The organism is Pseudoflavitalea sp. G-6-1-2 (genome assembly GCF_012927185.1).
In the GTDB taxonomy this organism is placed as follows: domain Bacteria; phylum Bacteroidota; class Bacteroidia; order Chitinophagales; family Chitinophagaceae; genus Pseudobacter.
The window spans coordinates 143,556-167,684 of sequence record NZ_JABBGB010000003.1 but is presented as its reverse complement, the minus strand read 5'-3'; the positions used below and the strand labels follow the sequence as shown (position 1 = coordinate 167,684).

General features: G+C 48.6%; 21 protein-coding genes. 9 read left to right on the top strand and 12 right to left on the bottom strand.

The features are described 5' to 3' along the window. Window positions 1-264 precede the first annotated feature (264 nt). The 3 genes from HHL16_RS17965 to HHL16_RS17955 all read right to left on the bottom strand — a co-directional run bounded on the left by HHL16_RS17965 (window position 265) and on the right by HHL16_RS17955 (window position 2,692). Window positions 265-1,506: a FecR family protein gene (locus HHL16_RS17965; RefSeq protein ID WP_169426720.1), complete on the bottom strand. Its 1,242-nt coding sequence runs from the start codon at window positions 1,504-1,506 to the stop codon at window positions 265-267. 46 nt (window positions 1,507-1,552) lie between these two features. Then, window positions 1,553-2,149 (bottom strand): sigma-70 family RNA polymerase sigma factor, encoded by a 597-nt coding sequence (locus HHL16_RS17960; protein WP_169426718.1) that lies wholly within the window; start codon window positions 2,147-2,149, stop codon window positions 1,553-1,555. 150 nt (window positions 2,150-2,299) lie between these two features. Then, a complete protein-coding gene (locus HHL16_RS17955; RefSeq protein WP_169426716.1) occupies window positions 2,300-2,692 on the bottom strand; it encodes a hypothetical protein in 393 nt (130 codons plus the stop codon). 78 nt (window positions 2,693-2,770) lie between these two features. On the opposite strand from HHL16_RS17955, the gene HHL16_RS17950 reads away from it, so the two are divergent. Then, window positions 2,771-3,106: an MmcQ/YjbR family DNA-binding protein gene (locus HHL16_RS17950; protein WP_169426714.1), complete on the top strand. Its 336-nt coding sequence runs from the start codon at window positions 2,771-2,773 to the stop codon at window positions 3,104-3,106. Between the two features lie 58 nt (window positions 3,107-3,164). On the opposite strand, the gene HHL16_RS17945 is transcribed toward HHL16_RS17950, so the two are convergent. Together HHL16_RS17945 and HHL16_RS17940 are read right to left on the bottom strand one after the other, a co-directional pair. After that, complete coding sequence (locus tag HHL16_RS17945; RefSeq protein ID WP_169426712.1) at window positions 3,165-4,466, bottom strand: amidohydrolase family protein; 1,302 nt, start codon at window positions 4,464-4,466, stop codon at window positions 3,165-3,167. Between the two features lie 29 nt (window positions 4,467-4,495). Then, entirely contained in the window at window positions 4,496-7,597 is a 3,102-nt protein-coding gene (locus HHL16_RS17940) for an amidohydrolase family protein (RefSeq protein WP_169426711.1), read from the bottom strand. A 96-nt stretch (window positions 7,598-7,693) separates the two neighbouring features. On the opposite strand from HHL16_RS17940, the gene deoC reads away from it, so the two are divergent. Genes deoC through HHL16_RS17925 form a run of 3 tightly spaced genes read left to right on the top strand, consistent with a single transcriptional unit; the run spans window position 7,694 to window position 10,043 of the window. Beyond that, a complete protein-coding gene (deoC, locus tag HHL16_RS17935; protein WP_169426709.1) occupies window positions 7,694-8,362 on the top strand; it encodes a deoxyribose-phosphate aldolase in 669 nt (222 codons plus the stop codon). Window positions 8,363-8,398: 36 nt separating this feature from the next. Further along, the gene (locus tag HHL16_RS17930; RefSeq protein ID WP_169426708.1) at window positions 8,399-8,827 is read left to right on the top strand and encodes an SPOR domain-containing protein; all 429 of its coding nucleotides are present in this window, start codon (window positions 8,399-8,401) and stop codon (window positions 8,825-8,827) included. Window positions 8,828-8,852: 25 nt separating this feature from the next. Then, entirely contained in the window at window positions 8,853-10,043 is a 1,191-nt protein-coding gene (locus HHL16_RS17925) for a M20 family metallopeptidase (protein ID WP_169426706.1), read from the top strand. A gap of 5 nt (window positions 10,044-10,048) precedes the next feature. On the opposite strand, the gene HHL16_RS17920 is transcribed toward HHL16_RS17925, so the two are convergent. From HHL16_RS17920 to HHL16_RS17890, 7 genes are all read right to left on the bottom strand, one after another. Continuing rightward, window positions 10,049-10,828, bottom strand: a complete 780-nt coding sequence (locus HHL16_RS17920) for an ABC transporter permease (RefSeq protein ID WP_169426705.1) — start codon at window positions 10,826-10,828, stop codon at window positions 10,049-10,051. A gap of 2 nt (window positions 10,829-10,830) precedes the next feature. Beyond that, window positions 10,831-11,739 carry an ABC transporter ATP-binding protein gene (locus HHL16_RS17915; RefSeq protein WP_169426703.1) on the bottom strand — a complete coding sequence of 303 codons (909 nt, stop codon included), beginning with the start codon at window positions 11,737-11,739 and terminating at the stop codon, window positions 10,831-10,833. 7 nt (window positions 11,740-11,746) lie between these two features. After that, window positions 11,747-12,475, bottom strand: a complete 729-nt coding sequence (locus tag HHL16_RS17910; protein ID WP_169426701.1) for a hypothetical protein — start codon at window positions 12,473-12,475, stop codon at window positions 11,747-11,749. Next, a complete protein-coding gene (locus HHL16_RS17905) occupies window positions 12,472-12,843 on the bottom strand; it encodes a GntR family transcriptional regulator (RefSeq protein ID WP_169426699.1) in 372 nt (123 codons plus the stop codon). The genes HHL16_RS17910 and HHL16_RS17905 overlap by 4 nt, the downstream gene beginning before the upstream one ends. Window positions 12,844-12,860: 17 nt before the next feature. Next, on the bottom strand, window positions 12,861-13,709 hold the full coding sequence (locus HHL16_RS17900) for a hypothetical protein (protein ID WP_169426698.1): 849 nt from the start codon (window positions 13,707-13,709) through the stop codon (window positions 12,861-12,863). Window positions 13,710-13,740: 31 nt separating this feature from the next. Further along, entirely contained in the window at window positions 13,741-14,574 is an 834-nt protein-coding gene (locus HHL16_RS17895; RefSeq protein WP_169426696.1) for an ABC transporter ATP-binding protein, read from the bottom strand. An 83-nt stretch (window positions 14,575-14,657) separates the two neighbouring features. Beyond that, window positions 14,658-16,688 (bottom strand): T9SS type A sorting domain-containing protein, encoded by a 2,031-nt coding sequence (locus tag HHL16_RS17890; RefSeq protein WP_169426694.1) that lies wholly within the window; start codon window positions 16,686-16,688, stop codon window positions 14,658-14,660. Between the two features lie 360 nt (window positions 16,689-17,048). Between HHL16_RS17890 and HHL16_RS17885 the strand changes: the two genes are divergently transcribed. The 5 genes from HHL16_RS17885 to HHL16_RS17865 all read left to right on the top strand — a co-directional run bounded on the left by HHL16_RS17885 (window position 17,049) and on the right by HHL16_RS17865 (window position 23,953). Continuing rightward, window positions 17,049-19,379, top strand: a complete 2,331-nt coding sequence (locus tag HHL16_RS17885; RefSeq protein WP_169426692.1) for an NADP-dependent malic enzyme — start codon at window positions 17,049-17,051, stop codon at window positions 19,377-19,379. 66 nt (window positions 19,380-19,445) lie between these two features. Beyond that, complete coding sequence (locus HHL16_RS17880) at window positions 19,446-20,186, top strand: ABC transporter permease (protein ID WP_169426690.1); 741 nt, start codon at window positions 19,446-19,448, stop codon at window positions 20,184-20,186. 11 nt (window positions 20,187-20,197) lie between these two features. Next, window positions 20,198-21,007: an ATP-binding cassette domain-containing protein gene (locus tag HHL16_RS17875; RefSeq protein WP_169426688.1), complete on the top strand. Its 810-nt coding sequence runs from the start codon at window positions 20,198-20,200 to the stop codon at window positions 21,005-21,007. 65 nt (window positions 21,008-21,072) lie between these two features. Beyond that, a complete protein-coding gene (gene sucD, locus HHL16_RS17870) occupies window positions 21,073-21,948 on the top strand; it encodes a succinate--CoA ligase subunit alpha (protein WP_169426687.1) in 876 nt (291 codons plus the stop codon). Between the two features lie 808 nt (window positions 21,949-22,756). After that, entirely contained in the window at window positions 22,757-23,953 is a 1,197-nt protein-coding gene (locus HHL16_RS17865; RefSeq protein ID WP_169426685.1) for a T9SS type A sorting domain-containing protein, read from the top strand. Window positions 23,954-24,129 lie beyond the last annotated feature (176 nt).

Here is a 24,129-nt window from a genome sequence, read left to right as displayed (position 1 = left end):
TGGTCAGGAGCCGGGAACCCTTACGCACACTACAATGCAGTGCCTTTCCGGGTTGTGGCCGGTTTGCGGTTTTTAGCATAAATTGCATCAGTTTTGCCGCCTGCACTTAACCAGGCGGGAGTTGAGAATTAATGAACAGGATTCTTTTCTGATCAACTTCAAAACTTAGCCGGATGTGTTGCAATCACTTCCGGCTTTTTTGTGCCGATCTACAGGAAAGGTTGTGATAAACGCAGATATGGTTAATGATCGCAGATAAGGCAATTAGTGATCCCTGAGCACAGTCAGTTTTCTTCCGTTGAGCCGGAATTGCACTCCGGTTTTTTCCAGTATTTTCAGAAGTCCTGCGAGACTGGTTTCTCTGCTGATCTTACCGGAGAACCAGATATCAGGAATTCCGTTTTCGTATTCTACATCGATATTGTACCACCGTTCCAGCTGAAACATCGCATCAGCAAGACTTACATTTTCAAAATTGAAGAGACCGTTTCTCCATGCCATTACTTTTTCCAGATCGGCATCCTGTACCAGAATCTGATTGCTTCCGTTATTCACAGCAGCCAGTTGGCCCGGCATCAGCATGGCGGTTTGAGAAACCTCGCCTGCCCTGTCTGGTGTTCGCACCCGAACCACCCCTTCAGTTAATGTTGCCTTGATGGCTTTTTCATTTGTGTATGCATTCACATTGAATTGAGTGCCCAGCACTTCAATATCCAGCTGCCTGTTTACATTCACTACAAAAGGAACTTTAATGGCTGGCCTTCCGTTGAATGCAGGCAGGTTAAGGCTTTTCACATGAAAGAAAGCTTCGCCGGTAATTTCCACCCTCCGTTCAGTTGCATTGAATTCAACCGGAAAGCTGATGGAACTTTCTGCATTCAACCACACTTCTGTTCCATCGGGAAGCACAATTCTGAATTGCCTTCCGCGAGGTGTGGTCATGATATTGTATTGCGGTTCTTTTTTCTCAGATCCGATCTGTGCGTATTGCAGGGCGCCGTTCTGCAATGTTACCTGAGCACCCTCTTCCATGGCGATGATACCATTTGCCAGACTATCCAGCACTACTTTTCTGCCGTCTGCAAGTGTAAGTACAGCGCCTTCTTTACCGGCCTCGATCTCCTGCAACGACTTTACTATTTTCGATGGGTCTTCAGCAGCATTTTTCGTCCAGAGATAATAAGCAGCGCCAAACAGCAGCACCAGTGCGGCCGCTGCCGGCCAGATCCATCTGCGCATAGAACGAATACGCGGTTGAACTATAACAGGCGGTTCGGAGAGTACAGGCTGATCTATCTGCAGGATCCGCTCCAGTACAGGTTTCCATTGAATCATATCAACATCACCCGATTTCTCAACCTGCAGCATTTCATCTTCCATCAGTTGCTGCAACTGTTGCCTGAAATCAGCAGACCCTATCAGCAAGTCCCAATCAGACTGATCTGTTGCTGAAAGTTCACCAGACTTGTAGCTGTGCAATAATTGTTTGATCCTGTTTTGCTGCATATGGTTATGAATAGAAGCACAGGAATAAGGAAAGTACCATCAGGTTTTAAAAAAAATCCAAAAATGCCCAGAAAATCACTGCAGGTAAGGTTATGCCGTTTTTTTTCAGATGCCCCCGGATCTGATCGAGGCTAATGCCGAGCGTATTTTTGACTGTCTGAACAGACAAACCCAGTTCTTCCGCGATCTCGGAAACAGACCGGCCCTGAAGTCGGCTCATTTCATAGATCTTTTTTCTTTGTGGCGAAAGGAGATCGATTGCCTGTTGTACCAGCTGTTTTGTTTGATTGAATTGGATATCGGTTTCAGATGCCGATGAGAGGGAGGCTGTTTCCTGCAATTTGTGCAGCACTGCTTTTTCGGTTTTCTTCCGCCGCAATATGTTGAGGCATTCATTGACGGCGATGCGGGTGATCCATGTGCGCGGATACTCCACTTCGGGAAGTTTATCCCGTTGCAACCAGATTCGAATGAAAGTATTTTGAATGGCGTCCTCTACTGCCTGCCTGGATTTAAGCATATCCAGCAGATAAGGCTGCAGCAGTGGAATGTACTGATAGAACAACTGCCCGAAAGCCTGTTCATCTCCCTGACTGATCAGATGCAGCAGTTCCTTTTCCTGGTATGAGGTAGTCAGTGCCAATAGCGCAGCAACTTTAGTTTAGGTATTGCAAACTAGGGAAAAAAACATTGCAGGCTGAATAAAATAATAGCAGGAATATAGAGTGCTGATACTTTCTCTGCATCAGCAGGCATAAGATGTGCCAATATGTTTAATGCAATAGTGTTGTAATCAAAGCATGATCATCTCCGGCTCTGTTACACTTACCACTTCTATCTCTTCACAACAGAAATCCAGCTTGCCTGCCTCATAATCCGCTACCTGATAATTCAGTTTCTCCAGCCCACGGTCCGCAATATCGAAAATGTCGAACCCCGTGATCTGAATAAACTGATTCGACCCAAGATTGATATGCACTTCGGAGAGATTTCTGAAAAGGAAGGTAAGCTCATAGAGCTCCTGCAATGAGTCCGTCCAGCCAACAGAAGCATTGCCTACACGGTAATAAAAGCAGATGATCAACTGGCCGGGGCTCCATTCAATTGATTTGATGAAAGCGGCCTGAGCAGGCTTCCAGTCTGAGTACAGCTCAGTGATCTTTTCAATGTTTTTAATGGGTCTCATAGCTATAATTTCAGTCGTAATGGTCCTTTAAGGTAATCAATTTGATTGATTTAGTAACTTGTAACAAACCTAGCCTTCATGATCAGCTCCAAAACTTTCCGGCAAATGGCCATGTCCCTGCCGGATGTTGCAGAACTTCCGCACTTCGAAAAAGCCAGTTTCCGGATCGGGAAATCCGTGTTCGCTACGCTGAGTGAAGACAAAAACATCGGCATGATCGCCCTCACTCCCGAAGATCAATATGTGTACATCAAATTCGATCCTGCATCCTTCTCTCCCTGTCCCGGCGCATGGGGAAGAAAAGGTTACACCTGGATAGACCTGAAGAAAGTAAAAAAGGATGTGGCGAAAGAAGCCATGGACGCGGCTTACAATCATCTGGTAAAAAAGAAGGAAACGAAAAGGAAGAAGTAAGCACAAAAAAAGAGGCAGACCTCCCGGCCTGCCCCATCGCAATAAGTATGTCAATCACCTATTTGATACCATACTTATACTTGTATCTTTCGTATAACTGTTTGTGCTTATCTGTGAGCTCAATTTTTCTTCCACCGATAAACGCATGTTCGATTACGTTGCCGCTCATATCGAGCAGATCGCCTGTGCTCACGAGAATATTGGCGTCTTTTCCTTTTTCGAGTGAACCGGTCTTATCGGCCACACCAAGGATCTTCGCTGCATTCAGCGTGATGGCAGAAAGCGCTTCTTCTTTAGTGAGGCCATAAGCCGCGGCAGTGCCTGCATTGAAGGCAAGATTGCGCTGACGGGTATTGCCATCATCGTCATTGATGGAGAACAGCACACCTGCTTTCTGAAGCAGTGAAGGAGTTTTGAATGGCTGATCCACATCATCATCGGCCATTACCGGAAGATCGTGCAGCTGATTCAGCACTACTGCAATATTGTTCTGTTTGAGAATGTCGGCGATCTGCCAGCTATCTCCGGCACCAACGAGCACTACTTCAAATCCGAACTCTTTGGCGAAGTCGATGGCGATGAGCATTTCTTTCACGATGTCGCAGTGAACGAAAAGTTTCTTCGATTTATTGAAGAGTCCGCGTACCGATTCGAATTTCAGATTGGTGGCTTCGTGTTTGCTTTCTGCGAGATAGGCTTTCGCTTCGCGGAAGAAAGCTTTCACCTGATCGATCTGCTCCAGTCCACGTTTTACGGGATCGCCCGCAGGTTGCTGCCCGAAATTGAATCCACGCCCTCCTCCTCTTCTGTTGAGCAGCGAAGGCATTCTGAAATGAATGTTGTTGTCTGCTGCTACGATAGCATCTTCCCAGTTCCAGGCATCGAGCTGAACTACGGAAGATGATCCGGAGATCAGTCCACCCTGCGGAACAATGTTCGCCAGCAATATGCCATTGGTGCGAAGCGTATTGGTAACTTTCGAATCTGTGTTGTAAGCAACGATGGACCTGATATTCGGATTGAGTTCTCCCAGTTCAGTAGCATCAACTGTTGCACGAACACTGCCTACTTCTACCAGACCGAGTTGTGATGATGAGAGTATCAATCCGGGATACACATGCTTTCCTTTGCAGTCGATGATCTTCACATCCATGATGGCTGCATTGGGTCGAACGTCTACGATCTTCCCTCCGCTCACTACCACCATTCCGTTTTCGATCACCTGACCATTGCCCACATGCACTACTGCATTGGTGAGCGCGAAGGTCTCGGTTTGAGCCGCAGCCGGATACACGGTCTCCTGTGCAGAGAGCGCAAGTATCGACATCAAAGCTCCTATTGATAATATGAAACGTTTCATTTGAGTCAGTTTTCTGTTTGTTACTTCAATCATTCATTTACATTGTCTACATCGATGGCGAGCAGACCATGGCTGTGATAGTGATCCATGCAGGTGTGGATCAGCTCCATGCGTGGTCTTGCACGTTGGAATTGCGCTGCTCCACCGGGACCGGCTGCTTTCTTCGCGGCAGCGAGTTTGGCGATCAGTCTTGCTTTCTCAGCCTGGATCGATTTGCGCATTTGTGCATCGCGCTCACGATCGAAATACACTGTTCCATCGACGATTGTTTTTTCAGCTACTGCATAGATGCTGAGCGGGTTGTTGTTCCAGAGCACCAGATCGGCATCTTTGCCTACTTTGATGCTTCCTACTTTATCATCTACATGCAGCATTTTGGCTGGATTGATGGTAACCATTTTCAACGCATCTTCTTCACTCATGCCGGCGTACTTGATGCTCTTGGCAGCTTCCTGATTGAGGCGGCGCGCCATTTCTGCATCATCAGAGTTGATGGCCACGTTCAGTCCCATCTTGCTCATGATAGAAGCATTCTGTGGAATGGCATCCACCACTTCCATTTTGTACTGCCACCAGTCGCTGAAGGTAGAAGCGTTGGCACCGTGTGCTTTCATCTTATCGGCTACTTTATAACCCTCAAGAATATGCGTGAATGTATTGATCGGGAAACCGAATTTCTCCGTTACGCGCATAATGGATGTGATCTCGCTCTGCACATAAGAGTGACAGGTGATGAATCGCTTTTTGTTCATGATCTCTACCAGTGCATCCAGCTCGAGATCACGATGAACTACATCGAATGGATTACCCGGTTTCGCGTTTCCTTCTTTTTTGCTTTTTGCATTGATCACAGGCGCTTCGCCTGCTTTTTTTATCGAGGCCTGATAATCGGCTGCACGCTGGAAAGCATCTGTCAATACCTGCTCAACGCCCATACGTGTATCGGGGAAACGATTGTTCTGTTGTGATGGAGAACGCTTCACATTTTCGCCCAGTGCGAATTTGATGAAAGGATCTGCTCCTTTGAACTTCAGTCCTTCATCATCGGCACCCCAGCGCAGTTTGATGAGCTGTGTTTGCCCACCGATGGTGTTCGCCGATCCGTGCAGAATATGTGAAGTTGTAACACCACCACTCAGCTGACGGTAGATATTGATGTCTTCGGGATTGAGGTTGTCTGCGATGCGAACTTCGGATGTTACACTTTGTCCGCCTTCGTTGATGCTCATCGCAGCGATATGCGAATGCTCATCGATGATGCCGGCGGTGAGGTGTTTGCCTGTTCCGTCGATCACGCGGGCGCCTGCATCGGAGAGATTCTTACCGATGGCGGCGATCTTTCCGTTCTTCACGAGTACATCAGTGCCTTCGAGTTTGCCGGCCTGATCGCTTGTCCACACGGTGGCGTTTTTGATGAGAATTGTTTCCTGCGCAAGCGGCGCTTCTGATCCGTATGCGAGGAATGGATAGGTTACTTTACCCAGGTCCAGTGCAGGTTTGGATTTGGCAGAGTCAGGTTTTGATTCTGCTGCTTTTACGTAGGTGGCAGTCCAGGTAAAGGCATTGCCTGCTCCATCACGACCGGCACCACTCCATGTATTGCCACTGGCAACACCGCTCATGGTTGTTTCGGATGTTTTGGGGCCGCGGCCTTCCGTGAAGCTGAGTTTCACCAGTTTGCCATCGTAACTATATTTTCCACTCAGGGTGTCTTTGCTGATGAAGCTGGCAGTACCGCCATCTTTCAGTTCGAGCGTATAGTTCTTAGAACCAGCAGCGAAGTTGTAAGTTCCTTTTACATCGTTCCAGTTCTCTTCTTTCACTGCATATTTCTTGCCTTGCACCCAGTTTTGAAGGATCACAGTTTTGGCATCGAAGATGGGACCGGAAGTGATGAGGAAGTTGGCGACTTTGCCGGCTTCCAGACTTCCCACCTTATCGTATACACCTAAGAGTGAGGCAGGTGTTTTGGTGAGCGCTTCGAGCGCTTTTGCTTCTGACAGTCCATACTCGATGGCTTTGCGCAGATTGGCGGTGAAGTCGCTGAGGCTCGTAAGATCGGATGTTGTGATACAGAAATTCAAACCGGCTTTCTCCAGCGCAGCAGGATTGGTGGGAGCCAGTTCCCAATGTTTGAGATCGTCGAGACCGGTGAAGCGAAGCTCATTCGGATCATCGGCATCCATGGCTGCAGGATAGTTCAATGGCAGGATGTAGGTGGCTTTGGTAGCAGCGATCTCGTTCATGCGCTGATACTCGTTGCCACCGCCCTTGATGATGTATTGAACACCAAACTCCTTACCAATGCGGTATGCACGGAGATCGGCCCATTTATCGTTTGCTTCGAAGATCTGCGGAAGGCTCTGAATGGCATTCCAGGATTTCAGAGAAAGGTTCACCCCTTCTTTTTCGGGATTGCTCTTGTACCAGTTTGCATCGATATAAGTCTGACGAAGCAGTGCAATGGATCCCATGAGACTACCCGGATAACTTTGCGTTGAAACACCTTTGCTGAACGAATAGAAAGCAGCAGCTTTTTCTTTCAGCATCACCAGATTTTCTTTTTCGTTGGCGAGTGTTACAACCGTACCCGTACCACGTGCAATACCATCTTTCTGGTGAGTGAGCACGGTACCGAAACCGAGGTCGCGGAGTGATTTTGCTTTTGCATCATCCACATTGAAGAGTTTATCTCCTTCCACGTCGGAGCGGATGGCCTGGTTCCAGCCGAAAGCGCCTTTCTGATTGGAGCCGAACTGCGAAGGACCAAAGAAGTTGAATCCTCCTGCAGCACGCTGCGGAGCAGCAATGCCGTAATCGCTGTAGATATCGATGAAGGAAGGATAGATGAATTTTCCTTTACCATCGATAACAGTTGCATCTGCGGGAACAGCAACGCCACTGCCGGCTGCAGTGATCTTTCCATCACGCACTACCAGTGTGGCATTGGCGATAGTAGTCTGAGCATCCTTCACCAGCGTTACATTGGTGAAAGCATAGTGGCCGGTCCTCAGATCAGCCACCCCATTTACGGGGAAAGTAGTTTGTGCAGTAAGGGCGAGGTGAAAAAAACAAAGGAGCCATACAAAGACGAATGGCTTCCCAGGCGGATAAAACCCGGATTTTCTCATGAGTGTTAATTTTAGTATTGAAAGATGATCACCCCAAATTACTCAAATGAAGTAATTTTGAGGCGTTAAAAAATGTTTAACCGGTCAATAATATACATGGACATAGCACCTTATATCGATCACACACTTCTGAAGCCTGTTATGACGTTAGAAGACTGCAAGAACTTGTGCGACGAAGCAGCTACGTATGGATTTGCAGCAGTTTGCCTGCCTCCGCCACTGGTGAAGAATGCTAAGGCCATGCTGAAGCAGAGTACCGTGAAAGTGGCTACAGTAATAGGTTTCCCATTCGGCTACTCCGCAGCGAAAGCCAAGGTTTTTGAAGTGCAGCAGGCCATTGAAGACGGAGCCGACGAACTGGATATGGTGATCAATCTGGTAGCGCTGAAGAACAAAGCATGGAGCTATCTCGAAGGAGAAGCCAAACATATTATAGAAGCTGCTCATAAGAACGACCGTGTACTGAAAGTGATCATCGAAAGTGGTGTGCTCACCAATGAGGAGATCATTCACTGTTGTGAACTGTACGGCAACATGGGCGTTGATTTTCTGAAAACATCCACCGGTTATGCCGAAAAAGGCGCATCAGTGGAAGCCGTTCAGCTGATGCGTGAGCATTTGCCCGCATCCGTGAAGATCAAGGCTTCGGGAGGCATCCGTACCGCACAGTTTGCAAAACAACTGATCGGCGCCGGAGCCGACAGGCTGGGATGCAGTGCCAGCGTGGCTATTGTGAAGGAAGAGGAAGGCGCAGAGGGCTATTAAAACATTGTTGTACTTTAGCATGTAAATCGTTCCTGTATGAAACTATTTTGCGGAATACTGATTATGATGATGGCATACACGGCATCGGCTCAAAGCGATACCGGTTCTGTTGTAGTGCACAAAGATGCACGCATAGATCTGCTGGTGAAAAAACAGATCGAGATCAATGAATACACCACCCGCAATGCGCGCCGTTCCGCACCCGGATACCGCATTCTGGTGATCAATACCAACGACCGCAATAAAGCGTTCACCGCCAAGAACACCATCTACCAGCAGTTTCCCGAACTGAAGGCATACCTGATGTATCAGAGTCCCTTCTACAAACTGAAAGTAGGTAACTTCAAAGAACGGAGCGAAGCTGAAGAATATATCACTGCACTGAAAGCATATTTCCCTACCGGCGTAAATATCGTGCGCGATGTAATTGAAGTAAATCCAGACAAGAGTACAGAACAGGAATAAATCGTTTTCTCACTATTTTTGACCCATGAGTACGCTGAAAGAAAAGATCCAGAGCCTTGCAAAATCATACGCACCGGAATTCATCAACATCAGGCATCACCTGCATGCCAATCCTGAACTCAGCTACCAGGAGTTTGAAACTTCGGCATTCATTCAACAACAACTCACTTCTTACGGCATTCCTTTCAAAGTGATGGCAGAGACCGGTGTGGTAGGAATAATCGAAGGAAAGAATCCCGCTAAAAAAGTAATTGCACTCCGTGCTGATATCGATGCACTGCCTATTCTTGAAGAGAATGACATTCCCTATAAATCAACCCGCCCTGGCGTGATGCATGCCTGCGGCCACGATGTACATACCACCTGCCTGCTCGGCGCAGCGAAGATTTTGAATGAACTGAAAAATGAGTGGGAAGGAACCGTGAAGCTGATCTTCCAACCCGGAGAAGAGCGCAATCCCGGCGGAGCAAGCCTGCTGATCAAAGAAGGCGTACTCGAAAACCCTGCTCCGCAGGCTATTTATGGTCTGCATGTGCATCCGCAACTGCAGATCGGACAACTGAGTTTCCGTGGCGGACAGGTAATGGCCAGCGCCGATGAGATCTATATCACCATCAAAGGCAAAGGCGGTCACGCTGCTGCTCCGCATCTCACTGCCGATACCATTCTCATTGCATCGCAGCTGATAGTGAGTCTGCAGCAGATCATCAGCCGCAACAAGAATCCGCTCTATCCATCTGTATTATCCATTTGCTCCATACAGGGTGGCCATACCACCAATGTGATCCCCAGCGAAGTGAAGCTGATGGGCACTTTCCGCGCACTCGACGAAGAGTGGCGCTTCAAAGCGCATGAACTGATCCGTGAGCAGGCAACCGGTCTTGTGCATGCCATGGGCGGCGAACTCGATCTGCATATCGATGTGGGCTATCCTTCTGTGTACAACAACGAAGCGCTTACCACCGTAGGCCGCGCACTCGCAGAGAACTTCATCGGAAAAGAAAGAGTGGAAACCACTGAAGTGAGAATGGGTGCCGAAGATTTCGGTTACTACACCCAGCATATTCCCGGATGCTTCTACCGCCTCGGCGTAATGAATGCAGAAAAGGGTATCACATCCGGTGTGCATACCCCAACTTTCAATATCGATGAAAGCGCTATTGAAACAGGCATGGGAATGATGGCCTGGCTCGGAAGCCAGACCGAATCATTCTAGGGTTCTTATCCACGCTCCTTTCTTGTAACCATGTTCCAGAAGCCAAGCGGCAACAATACTGCTGCATAGATGATGGAATACCATTCGTGCTTTGCAACTCCCGCGTAGTACACCAGCTCTTTCTTGCTGTCCAGAAAATAGGTAAGCAATGGATGCGCATACGGGAAGTAAATGGATTTGTTCCACTGGAATATCATAAATACCACGATGGTCATTCCAATGCCGATTCCCATCGAAGTGATGTAATTCTTGAAACGCAGGCTGAGCCAGTATTGCAGCGCAGCAAGCCCCAGCGAGCTGAGATAGATATGCGTTGATATGTGGATGATCTTATCGAACGAGGGCGGTATGGAAAAGAAGCCATAAGCACCATGTATCATATTGGAAACGTAACCCGTGGCCAGTAGCGACAGATCGAACAGCAGCAGCGCAGCCAGCAGCAGCAATTGTATCACCACAAATTTTGAAAAGAAAATATCCGCATTGGAACGAGGCTGAGTGTACACGTTCTTCCAGGTGTTGTTCCTGTATTCTGTCTGAACCACCAGACTGGTAAGAATAACAACAAACATCGGAAAGAAAGCGGCTCCTATCTCCCAGCAATTCTTCAGATGTGCTTCCCATGGAAACTGGCTGAGGCTTTTGGTGAAGATATCCGGACGAAGAATATATCCCAGCATATACAGAACCGGCAGCGAAATGCCTCCGAAGAATGCTACTCTGTAAGCCAGGGTGCGCCTGCTTTTCAGCAGTTCAGCTTTTGTATTGATGATAAAACTTGCCATTGTTACTGATTGGTGATTTGAACAAAAAGGTTTTCGAGATCGTGCTGCTCCACCGATACCTGATACACTTCTACTCCACCCTCTACCAGCGCTTTGTTGAGCGCAGCAGTGCGTGCCCTGCTTTCGAAGCCAACGGAAAAGCCTTGTCCATTGACATGCTGAACAGGAAACCCGGCAAGCAGCTGCACTGCCCTCACTGTATCGTTTACTTCAACAGTAACCTGTGTATTGCTGGCCTGCAGTGTTCTCAGCTCGCCCATCGAACCCTGAAACAACAGTTTGCCTTTGTGAATGATGCCGATATGCGTGGCCATCTTTTCCATCTCACTCAGCAGGTGACTGCTTACGAGAATGGTTTTTCCTTCTTCTTTGTTCAGTTTGATGATGAGCTCACGCGTTTCGATAATGCCGCTGGGATCGAGGCCATTGGTGGGCTCGTCGAGTATCAGCAGTTGCGGATCGTTGAGCAGGGCAATGGCAATGGCCAGCCGTTGCTTCATGCCGAGCGAATAAGCGCTGGCTTTTTTGTGCGCAGCATCGGTGAGACCTACGATCTTCAGTACATCGTCGATGCGGCTTTTAGCACACTGGAATGTAAGCCTGAACAGTTCGAGGTTTTCTTTTCCGGTGAGATGCAAATAGAAAGAAGGTTGTTCTATCAGCGCACCCAGTTTATTGAGAATGCTGATACGATTGGTCTGCAGGTTTTCTCCGAAGATGCGGATGCTTCCTTTCTGCAGTTTCAGCAGTCCGAGAATGAGGCGAAGCGTGGTGGTTTTGCCGGCCCCGTTGGGACCGAGAAAACCGTAGATGCTGCCTGTGGGCACCTGCAAATCCAATTGCTGGAGAATGGGTTGCCCGGACCGGAACGTGAAGTCCAGTCGCTGGGTTTCGATCATAAAAGAATTCATGGCTATACTATTTGGTCGGAGATAATTTTTTGAGGTGTTCGCCTTTGAGGTTGATGCCTGAAGTGGAATCTATTTTAAGGTTGAATGCATTGATCTCGGATGAACTGAGATCGGCCTTGCTGTGCGAAAGATCCAGTTGCAGGCTCTGGATATTCAGCCCTCTGATCTCCAGCACAGATTCTTTACCAGTGATATTGAGCTGCCCAACCGCACGTACGTTCTCATCGTGATAACTATCTCTTCTGAGTGTTGAATTGATCAGCTCCAGATTGAAGTTGGGGGCTTTATCTGCCTGCTTCAATGAGAGTTCCATGGTTGTATGGAGAAGGGTTACAGGGAAGCCGGAAGGTATTTTCAGCACAACCTTTCTGGAGGTTCCCTCTGTGGTAGTATCTGCGACCGTTACAATGTCTTTCCCGGTACGCCTGGAAACCATGGTGGTGTCTCCGTTCAGCATCAGCGTATCGCCCTTCATCTTTGTTCTTGCCATTACAGCGTGGCTATGATAGATGTCAACCTCCGTTGAGTCGCTGATTTCGATCTCCAGGTTGTAGAAGCCATTTACAACGATATGTTTTGCCTGCGGGAAATATTGAGCATCATACGTGCGCCCGTCAAATCCATCTTTTTCCACCTGACCTGATTTCACTTTATAGATGATAGTGCCTGCCACAATCAGCGGAATGATGATGGGGGTCATAAAGATCCCGGTGAATATTTTGCTGCTTGTTTTCATGCGAAATGTTGTTTCTTGTATTTTTCAAATCGGGGTTTCAGTTCATCCATATCCATATCGAGCAGGTACATATTTCTGAAAACCTGCGGCAGTTCTTTTTCGAGGAATGCTTCTTTTCGATATTGCATGGCATGTTTGAAAGCAGTGGCTGCGACGAAGTATCCGATACCGCGTTGGTTGGTGATGATCTCCTGCTGCTGCAGAAACTCATAACTGCGCATAACCGTATTGGGATTCACTTCCAGCTGCACCGCCAGCTCCCTTACTGAAGGAATGCGCTCTTCGGGCTTCCATTCTTTCAGCAGTATCCGTTCGCATACGTAGTCTGCGATCTGTAAGTATATTGCTTGTGATTCGCGGAATTGCATAATGATTTGTTTTTCGGTCAGACCTCTTTTTCTTTCAGTTTGAAATAGCTGGCAACCCAGAAAGCAGGAGCAAATGCGTATAGGCCGATGTAACGGAATACGGTGAACATACTCTCCGGTAATGTGATTACGCCACTTTCATAACCAAGCTGGTATTTAACCAGACCTGCTCCTGAGAATCCTCCTTTGGGTATCACCACTTCTACCAAAATAAATACCAGCACAAATACCAGAAATGAAAACACCAGCAGAGTGATCACCGTTTTGATAAAACTGAAACGGGTAAAGAAAACCGAGCCGGCGAGAAAGGTTGATTGCAGGGTGAAGTACACCATCAGCAAATAATAAAAATTCTGATTGTCGTACCTGTTCTCTCTGAATGGCCTGAAAACATTCACCAGAGTTTGCGGCTCGAACTCCGACAACTTATTGCCTACATCATATGGATGATAATTGCGTGCTGCAATCGGGTTGAGTATCTGCAGCATCAGAAAATCCACCACATAAAATATAACCAGATAGGTCAGAAAGAACAGTACCACACCATACAGCAATGCGATCAACATCTTTTCGAGATGAGATGCCGGAACGCTGAGATAATTGATGGCTGTGGGTTTGGCAGCCAGACTGCTGAATAGGGTACTGGCATAAAGGCTTCCAGTTACGAAAAGCCCGAAATAAAATGTACCCAGTTGCACATACAGATTCTGCGCTTCATGGCTGCCCTGCAGGAGAAAAGCAAAAATGAACCACAAGATCAGCAGGCCGGCGAACGCGCCTAGCGACAGCAGGTATCGCTGCCTGTTCTCTATCCAATGCCTTGCGGCCAGCAATCTGAATCTTGAAAAATCAAAAACCTGATTCATGAATATTAATTTCTTGATTGAGCAATTATGATCAGGCAGCAAAAGCTTTCTGCACCTGTTCACGGTTAAGGATGATGGCCTTGTACAGCAGTTCCAGATCGAGTTTGCTTTCTTCGTCGGTTTCGTTCTTCATGATCACGGAATGGCCGCGGAGCGAGGCTTCGCTGTAGATGGCATTCTTCACTTCTTCGGGATCGAACGATACGGAGAACTGCAGTTTGCGGCTGATGGCATCGATGGTCTGATCGAAAAGAATGCGTCCCTCATCGATGATGGTGATGCGGTCGATGAGGCTCTCCAGATCTTTCACCTGATGGGTGCTGATCACCATGCATTTGTTTTCGTCGAGCGCACCTGCCATTACTTTGCGGAACTGGCTTTTACTCATGATGTCGAGTCCATTGGTGGGTTCATCCATCAGCAATACGGAGGCATTGCAGGCGAGTCCGAAACTGATCAGCACTTTCTTTTTCTGACCATAACTCATATCCTGCAGGCGGCTGTCTGCCGGTATTTCAAACTCCTGCATGTATTTGCTGAACTGCTCGTTGCTGAATCGCGGATAAAAAGGACTCTGGTATTTTACATATTGCTTCAGCGGTACATTGGGAAGATGGAATTCTTCGGCCACCATAAAAACTTCCTGCAAAAAAGCCGGCTTGCGGTGTTTGGGTTGAAAGCCGAGTACATCGATGCTGCCGGTATCGGGGAAGAGCAGGCCCGCCATATTGCGCAGCAAGGTAGACTTGCCGGTGCCGTTCTTGCCCAGCAGGCCGTAGATATGACCACTCTGCAGTTGCAGATCGAGCCCGGTGAACACCGGCTTTTTCCGATAAGCAAAGTGGAGGTTTTGTACGTTGATCATGTCTTGTGTTTTAGTGTACTACTTCAATAGTACACCCAAACATAAGTACATTATCTTTACCATGCAAGTTTTTGGTAAATATTTTATTTCAGTATCAGTTTCAGCTGATGAGTGGTTTGCCGGCCCCGCACAACTACATTGTAGAGGCCCGCCGGGAGATGCACCACATCGAACTGCCGCCGGAGCTGCCCGGCCGGAATGGTGGCAGACAATACCAGTCCTCCCGAAGCATTGTAGAAACTGATCTCTTTCGGTTGATTGTCGGCTTCGCTGAAACTCAGTGCCACCGTGCCTTTGGCAGGGTTCGGACTGATCACCACCGCCTGCTGGCTGCCGATATTCAGCAGTTTAACGGCGCTGAAGCTTTCGGTGCCGTCTGCATCGAGCATGCGCAGTCGGTATTGCCAGCTGCCGGAATTCGTGGCATTGTCGGTAAACTGATAATTGCGTGGCGTTGTGCTGTTGCCTGCGGCAGCGATTTTTCCGGCAATCGTCCATGCATCATTACCCTGTCGTTTTTGAATTTCAAACCAGGCTGTATTGATCTCGGAGGCCGTTATCCAACTCAGCTGTGCCTGCTGCTGCACCAGCTTTGCATCGAATTGCTGCAAGGTTACCGGCAATGGCGGCGGTGGCCAGGTGAGCAGGTACACAGCGCCCACGGGATCTTCCACGCCGTCGGCACTGATCATCGCATAGGTGAAGAAAGTAGAGCCGGCCACATTGTTGAGAAATTTGATGGTGAGTTTGGAAGGGTCCAATGCCGGAATGGTAGTGCCAGCTGTAATGAGCACGGGACCCGCTCCATAATCGTAATAGAGTTCGGCTTCGAGTGGCAATGTTTTGATAAGTACGCTATTGGTTGCGCCCAGGTTTTCTTCTTCGGGGCCTTTACCTGAGAATGCCGGAGGATTGCCTCCTGCCCCATCGAGTGGGAGACTGCTGTTGATGGCCGGCCGTGGAATAGCAGTATTCTTTGCATCGGAGACAGTGATGCCAGTTCTTATTTTCGCATATACGTAACCGGGATTATTCCAGTCGTCGCACCCCGCATAGGTTTGCCCGCAGCCGGTAACACCCCCACCCTGCGGGTAAAATTTAAGGGTGAAGCTGGTTTGCCCGCGCGTCATGATGGCGCTGAGATCCACCACATCGAGATCGAACCAGGGAAAGTCCACATTCACGCGGGTTTCGCCTGGCGGATTGTAGATACTGCTGTTGTAGTATTTTGGTCCGGATGCAGGGTTGCGTGGGTTCAACACCGGTAATCCTTTGTAGGTGCGGCTTTCATTCAATACGTTGAACATAGGGTTAGTTCCATTGGAGAAAAATTGTGTGGTGCTGGTAGTGTTGTTGGTGTAGGTCATGGCATCACCCCAATCGAAATTGGCATTGCCTACGAACCATCCTGCTTCGCCATCGATGGGAACAGACGGATTGTTGACTACACGAAATCCATCAACCGTAATATCATTGGATCCGGCAGTGACATATTTTGTTCCATCTACCAATACTATCCGGTACCAGTTGGGTTCGGCAGGTGTGGTGTAGGCGATCCAAAGGCTCCATCCTGCAAAGGGCGGGTAACCGTTGGTACCGGGAGGTACAGGTTGTGCCATGATATTTGCCACAGTGTAAGTGCCTGATGTTTGCACCATGCTGGTTACATCTTTAATGCCCAGCCAGTAATAACCAGCGGTGGCGATATCGGTTACATCCGGCGCCAATGACGTGTAGGCGCCACCGGGAGTTTTGAACAGCACACTGGTATTGAATCCCGGAGGAAACGATGTAGGGCCGTAGTTCTTGGTGGATTGCCAGTAGAGAAATGCCTTAATCACGGTAGCACCAGGCGGAATGGTAACGTCTTCACTGGATGAGTTGTAGGTAGAGCCATCACCATCGATATCTATATAGGAAGAAACAGGAGCGAGATAGTTTCTGGTAACATTGGTATTGCCTGCTACGAGCACGCCTCCATGCACGATGGTATCGTAGCGGATGGTATATGGCCGGTCGTTGGCAAGGCTCTGGTTAAAGATGCCGAAACAGCAAACGATCATCCAGCATAATTTAACGGAATAGCTCCGCAGCAGGTTACGTTCCTTTTGCATAGAGTGTTTTTTGTTGGTGGTAACAAATGCAATGGATTTCGATCCTGTAGCGTTAAGGGGAAATATCAGAGCTGTAATGTGGGTTGTTGAAAGGGAATTTATCCGGAAGGGAGGGGAAAAACGGTCAAGACTGATCAAATATAGGCAAAAACAGTCTTCCCGTTTCTCCGCTCTTGTTCATCCTCACCCGGTTAGCGCATTCATAATTTTTGGCCTGTAAAAAGCCGGATGCCCATAATGACGTACATTGCACACCTGTTTTTGGCAGGGCGTCTGGAGGTTTTACCCTTATTAATAACCGCTTTGTCATGTACTAAAACCCTCCAGCCAACCGTTAACTGCCTGATTAACAAGAACTTTATGAAAAAAGAACTCATCAGGGAGCAAGCCCTGGAATACCATTCCAAAGGAAGACCAGGCAAAATAGAAGTTGTACCAACCAAAGAAGCAAAAACCCAGCGCGACCTTTCGCTGGCCTATTCACCCGGCGTAGCCGAGCCTTGCAAAGAAATTGCTGCCAATCCCGAAAAAGTTTACCAATATACCGCCAAGGGTAATCTGGTTGCTGTGATCAGCAACGGAACCGCTGTACTCGGATTGGGCGATATCGGCCCCGAAGCCGGCAAACCCGTGATGGAAGGCAAGGGTGTACTCTTCAAAATATTCGCAGACATCGACGTATTCGATATCGAGATCAATGAGAAAGATCCCGAGAAATTTGTTCAGATCGTAAAATCGCTGGAGCCTACATTCGGTGGCATCAACCTCGAAGACATCAAAGCGCCTGAGTGTTTCTACATCGAGCAGAAGCTCAGAGAAGAGATGAAGATCCCCGTGATGCACGACGATCAGCACGGAACCGCCATCATCTCCGCAGCGGCCCTTCTCAATGCCCTCGAAATTCAGAGGAAGAAGATCGAAAAAGTTACTTTCGTAGTAAATGGCGCCGGAGCGGCAGCCATGGCCTGCGCCAAATTATATGTATCTCTCGGCGCCCGCCCGGAGAACTTCTTCATGTTCGACCGCAAAGGTGTGTTGCATGCCAACCGCGCCGACCTCGACGAAGACAAGAAGAAATTTGCCACCACCACCAAAACAGGCATTACACTCGCAGACGCCATGAAAGATGCCGATGTATTTATCGGTCTCAGCGTAGGCAATGTGGTTACTGAAGATATGGTGAAGAGCATGGCCAAAAACCCCATCGTGTTTGCGATGGCCAATCCCGATCCGGAGATCGCTTACGATCTGGCAGTTGCAGCACGCAAAGACCTCATCTTCGCTACCGGCCGCAGCGATTATCCCAATCAGGTGAACAACGTACTCGGTTTCCCCTTCATCTTCCGTGGAGCACTCGACGTGCGTGCCACTCAGATCAACGAAGCGATGAAACTCGCTGCAGTACGTGCACTCGCCGAACTGGCAAGAACGCCGGTGCCCGATATCGTGAACACTGCCTACAACGAAAAGAATATTGTTTTCGGTCCGGATTACATCATTCCCAAGCCACTCGATCCACGTCTCCTTGCTACCGTTTCTCCTGCTGTTGCGAAAGCAGCCATCGAAAGCGGCGTAGCGCAGATCACCATCGACAACTGGGAAGATTATGCCATCGAGCTCAACAAGCGCCTCGGCCTCGACAATCAGGTGATGCGTGTGCTCGGAAGCAAGGCCCGCAAAGATCCACGCCGTATTGTGTTTGCGGAAGCAGACAATATCAAAGTGCTCAAAGCAGCGCAGATCGCCTACGATGAAGGTATCGCTTACCCTATTCTGTTAGGTGACGAGAAAAAGATCAAGACCATCGCAGCAGAGAATAAGATCGATATCGAAGAACTTCCTATCATCGATCCACGCAGCGATGAACACGAAGAGAAGAGAAAACAGTTCGGAGAACTGTTCTTCAAAAAACGTTCGCGCCGCGGCATCAACAAATACGAGTCTACCAAGATCATGAAAGACCGTAACTATTTCGGTTGCATGATGGTGGAGACAGGAGATGCAGATGGCATGATCTCAGGACTGACGCGTAATTATCCTGATACCATCCGTCCAGCATTGCAGGTGATCGGAACAGAGGACAATGTGAAGAAGATTGCAGGCATGTATCTGCTTCTCACCAAAAAAGGACCATTGTTCATGGCCGACACCACGGTGAACTTCAATCCTTCTGCGGAAGAAGTAGCAGAAATAACGCTGATGGCAGCCAAAGAAGTGCGCAATTTCAACCTCACTCCGCGCATTGCACTGCTGAGCTACAGCAATTTCGGCAGCAGCGACAGTCCGGAAGCGAAGCTGATGAGCAAAGCGCGCGACATCATCAAACAAAAAGATCCAACCCTCATAGTGGATGGTGAAATGCAGGCCAGTGTGGCATTCAGTCAGGACATCCTGCGTGAGAACTATCCGTTCAGCGAGCTGGTAGGTCAGGAAGTGAATACCCTCATTTTCCCCAATCTGGCAGCGGGCAACGTGGCCTATAATTTATTGAAGGAAGTAGGTGGCGCCGATGCAATCGGACCCATTCTGCTGGGTCTGAAGAAACCGGTACACGTATTGCAGCTGGGCAGTTCCGTGAGAAGCATTTATAATATGACGCTGGTTACTGTGATAGATGCACAGCTTAAATGCCGCAACGCCAATCAGGAGGCAATAAGAAAATCTCCCTGGTGGAAGCGGAACAAAAAATAATAACAGTCAGAAATCAGTATTTTTATTCCCGGATATTGATATTGACACCTGTATAGACAAGTAGCTATGACGTTATTTACAGAATTTGGCCGTTATCTGCTGATGATCAAAGGCATGTTCTCCAAACCGGAGAACGGCAAGATGTATTGGAAAGAACTGATGCATCAATGTGTTGAGATAGGCATCGGTTCGCTGGGCATTGTGGCCATCATCTCCTTCTTTATGGGAGCTGTATCTGCGTTGCAGACGGCTTACCAGCTGGTGAGCCCCGTGATTCCAAAATCTACCATTGCACAGATCGTTCGCGATACGGTGATACTGGAGTTCTCTCCTACACTGGTTTGTATTGTACTGGCCGGTGTGGTGGGTTCCAAAATTGCGAGTGAACTGGGCAATATGCGCGTGAGCGAGCAGATCGATGCGCTGGAGATCATGGGCATCAATACCAAGGCTTATCTGGTGATGCCGAAGATCCTCGGGGCCATGATAATGATCCCGCTACTGGTAGTGATATCGATGGCGCTGGGCATTTATGGAGGTCGCATTGCCGGTGTGGCAACGGGCATACTTTCGCCTGCCATGTACGACAAAGGCCTGCTCGCCAATTATCAGCCTTACAACATATTCTTTGCACTGATCAAAGCCTATACGTTTGCGTTCATCATCAGCAGCATCCCTGCTTTTTACGGATATCACGTTCAGGGTGGTGCGCTGGAGATCGGCCGCGCCAGTACCAAGGCCGTGGTAGTAAGCTGTGTGGCCATTCTATTTGCTGACTATGTATTGGCAGCCCTGCTGTTACAATAAACCCCGTTTGCATGATTGAGGTAAAACAACTACAGAAAGGATTCGGCGACAAGATGGTCATCAAAGGCGTGGATGTGGTGATGCAGGCAGGCAAATGCAATCTTATTATCGGCGCATCGGGAAGCGGCAAAACCGTTATGATGAAGTGCCTGGTAGGATTGTTTGAGCCGGACAGCGGCCAGATACTCTACGACGGGCAGGACTTCAACTCACTGAACGACGAAGAGAAGAAAGAGATCCGCAAGCAGATCGGCATGCTCTTTCAGGGATCTGCATTGTTCGATAGTTTAACAGTTGAGCAGAACATCATGTTCCCGCTCGATATGTTCACCAAAGACAACTATCAGACGAAACTGAAACGGGTAAACGAAGTACTCGATCGCGTGAATCTGAAAGATGCCAATAAGAAATTCCCGGCCGAGTTGTCGGGAGGTATGAAAAAAAGGGTGGGCATTGCCCGCGCGATTGTGCTCAATCCCAAATATCTCTTCTGCGACGAGCCGAACTCAGGCCTCGATCCGCAGACATCACTGGTGATAGATCAGCTGATCCACGAGATCACCAAAGAATACAATATCACCACCGTTATCAATACGCACGATATGAACTCCGTGATGGAAATCGGAGAGCATATCATTTACATGCACCAGGGAAACAAGGAATGGGAAGGAAGTAACAAAGAGATCATATTCAGCAAAAACGAGCTGCTGAACGAGTTCATCTTTGCTTCCGAGTTCCTGAAAGACGCCAAGGACATGCGGATGCTGGAACAGACCGGCAAGATCGATAACAACAGGAATATGGACGACCTGATCAAATAACCGGCGCCATCCTTTTCCATCTTGGTTCAATTCCCTTACTTTTGCCCAACTTTTAAATACCCGCTATGAGCATTTTAGTGAACAAACAATCCAAAATACTGGTGCAGGGCTTTACCGGAACGGAAGGCACTTTCCACGCTGTGCAGATGATCGAGTACGGAACCAATGTGGTGGGTGGAGTAACCCCCAACAAAGGTGGTACCGAGCACCTGGACCGTCCCGTGTTCAACACCGTAGCTGATGCTGTAAAAGCAACAGGCGCTGATGTGAGCATCATTTTCGTACCGCCTGCATTTGCAGCAGACGCCATCATGGAAGCAGCAGAAGCCGGCATTGGCCTGGTGATCTGTATCACTGAAGGAATTCCTGTGCAGGACATGGTGAGAGCCACACTGTATCTGCAAGGCACCAAAACAAGGCTGATCGGGCCTAACTGTCCTGGTGTGATCACAGCGGGCGAGTGCAAAGTAGGCATCATGCCCGGCTTTGTATTCAAAACCGGTAAGATCGGAATCGTATCAAAATCAGGTACCCTCACATATGAAGCAGCAGATCAGGTTGCGAAAGCTGGTCTCGGCGTATCAACTGCAGTAGGTATCGGTGGTGACCCCATCATCGGAACCACTACCAGAGAAGCGCTTGAGCTGTTCATGAACGACCCCGAAACTGAAGCCGTTGTAATGATCGGTGAAATCGGTGGTGGCATGGAAGCAGAAGCTGCACGCTGGTACAAAGATCAGCCGAACAAGAAGCCTGTAGTAGGTTTCATTGCTGGTCAGACAGCGCCTCCCGGCCGCAGAATGGGTCACGCAGGAGCTATCATCGGCGGAGCTGACGATACTGCTGAAGCCAAAATGAAGATCCTTGCAGAATGCGGTATCAACGTGGTGAAGAGCCCTGCCGACATTGGTGCAACCATTGCGAAGATCATCAAGAAGTAATTGCTTCTTACCAAATAACCGAAAGGATGAACATCACAGTTCATCCTTTTTTTATGCACTGATACTTCAATGCGCTACCCGTTAATTGCCGCCTGAAGTTTTTTTGTGGCTATTAGGCAAAGGGATATGTCTCTGACGTCGACAAATATGCCTGGCAGAGCAGTAACTCCGATTAATATAAGGAAGGAGGATTAAGCATTAGTACAAAAACCAGCTATTGCGCAACATATTTGAAGGCCGCCAGAGACATACCCCATTGCCCGAACCCGCTGCAGTGGCTGGATCACATTGCAGGTGTCATATCCCACTGCCATCACCTTCCCAAAACGCTCCCTCCAACTAACTGACAACCAAGGTACGCTCCCGCACCTCCAGCCATCCTCCTTCCCCCTCCTTCTCCCGGAACAGGTCATCAGCAGCGACCAGGCCAGTGTCGGGGTATCATGGCTCCGGCCTTAAAACAGGTTGGGCCAAAGCCCCGGCTTTATTCTACTGTCCCATCCTCCATACCATAAGCCCAATCGACGTTAACCCCTCCCGGCCTGTTTTTCGACGGCGCCTTGATACACCGCACCGGCCGGCACCTCCAACCCAAAAATCTTCATCACCACACCCCTTCATCCTCCCCATCCTCATATCATTTTTTCCGCTAATTTCTTCGTAACTTACAAGTACACAATCCCCCTCCTCCCATACCTCCGTTTTCATACGACTGCCCAAGACATTCTGTTTACACGTACAATTGACTGATATCCCAGCCCTGGTCCGGGTTTTCAACCTTTTGCTAACCACACTAAATCAGCAACAAATGAAAATTCGCTACCTGTCACTTGCTCTGTTCCTTACCGGAATTTCTCTAGTCGCCCGATCGCAATGCGTAAGACTGGCCGGCATTATGGTAGACGCCTGTGGAAACGGCGCAGTGGAGAACACCAATGAATTCATTTTCTTTCTCAATGGCAGTACGCCAACCAATACGAATGATCTGCTCATTACATTGCCAGCCAATGGAGCTATTACCCTGGGCAATACCAACGATTTCTCGCCCAATTCGGGCACAGCTCCCATCGGAGGTTGCCTGCAGGTGATCGACGACGGAGATGTGATCCCTGCCAATGCGCCCTTCCTCATTTTTATGAGTAACAACGTGAGTACGGCCTACGACCTCTCATCGTGGTGTTCGCAATATGGAACGGTATACCTGCTGTATCGCAATCTGGCAAGCCCCTTCAGCGCTACGTTCCTGAATCAGAGTCCTACACCAACACAGAGAAGTGTGAGTTTGTCGATAAACGGATCACCCGCCTGCGATGCCACTTACACCTATGATGTACTTGTTGGAACAGGCTCTGTGGATGGAAACTTCTACCGGTTTCCGGAGCCTACCGCAGGCTCCAGTCTCAGTCCGGGTTTCGTGAACAACGGATGCGCCTCACCGCCATTTGTGCTGCTTCCGGTAACGCTCACGGCATTCACTGCAACCTATCAGGCGCCGGGCGCATTCCTTAACTGGACTACCAGTACAGAGCTCAATACCAGTTATTATGAAATACAGAAAAGCAGGGATGGCGTAAACTACACGGCAATAGGCACCGTTAATGCAGTGGGAACATCTTCTGCGGTTAACAGGTACAGTTATACCGATGCCGGCCCGATCGACGGACGAACCTACTACCGACTGCGGATAGTGGATGCAGACGGAAGCTCAGAGTTCTCCAAAATCGTAAGCGTAAAAGCAGGTAAGGCGGGCATCTTCCTCAATAATCTCTATCCAAACCCGGTTACCGATCAGCTGACCGTTGAGTGGAACAGTGTGGCCCCCAATGTTAAAACACAGGTTTCCATCAGAGACGCAATGGGACGATTACAGCAAACCACCACCGTAACCTCGGTAACAGGTTTCAATCAATTGTTCCTCAATACCAGCAAACTCAGTGCAGGACAGTATTTCCTGAGCCTCGACCTCGATAAGGACAATCTTGTTCAGCCTTTTCTGAAACGATGATATTTGACAATCAACCAGTAAATGGCCTCATGTTTGCACCATTAAGGTTCAATTCGTGAGGCCATTGCCGTATTTAACATTTTGATGATGTGCAATTGATTTTCAAATAGCATCTTCTGCAACGGTTTACCAGCGCCCGCTGTCAATGTGTGGCCACCAATGGTTCTGAATTAGAT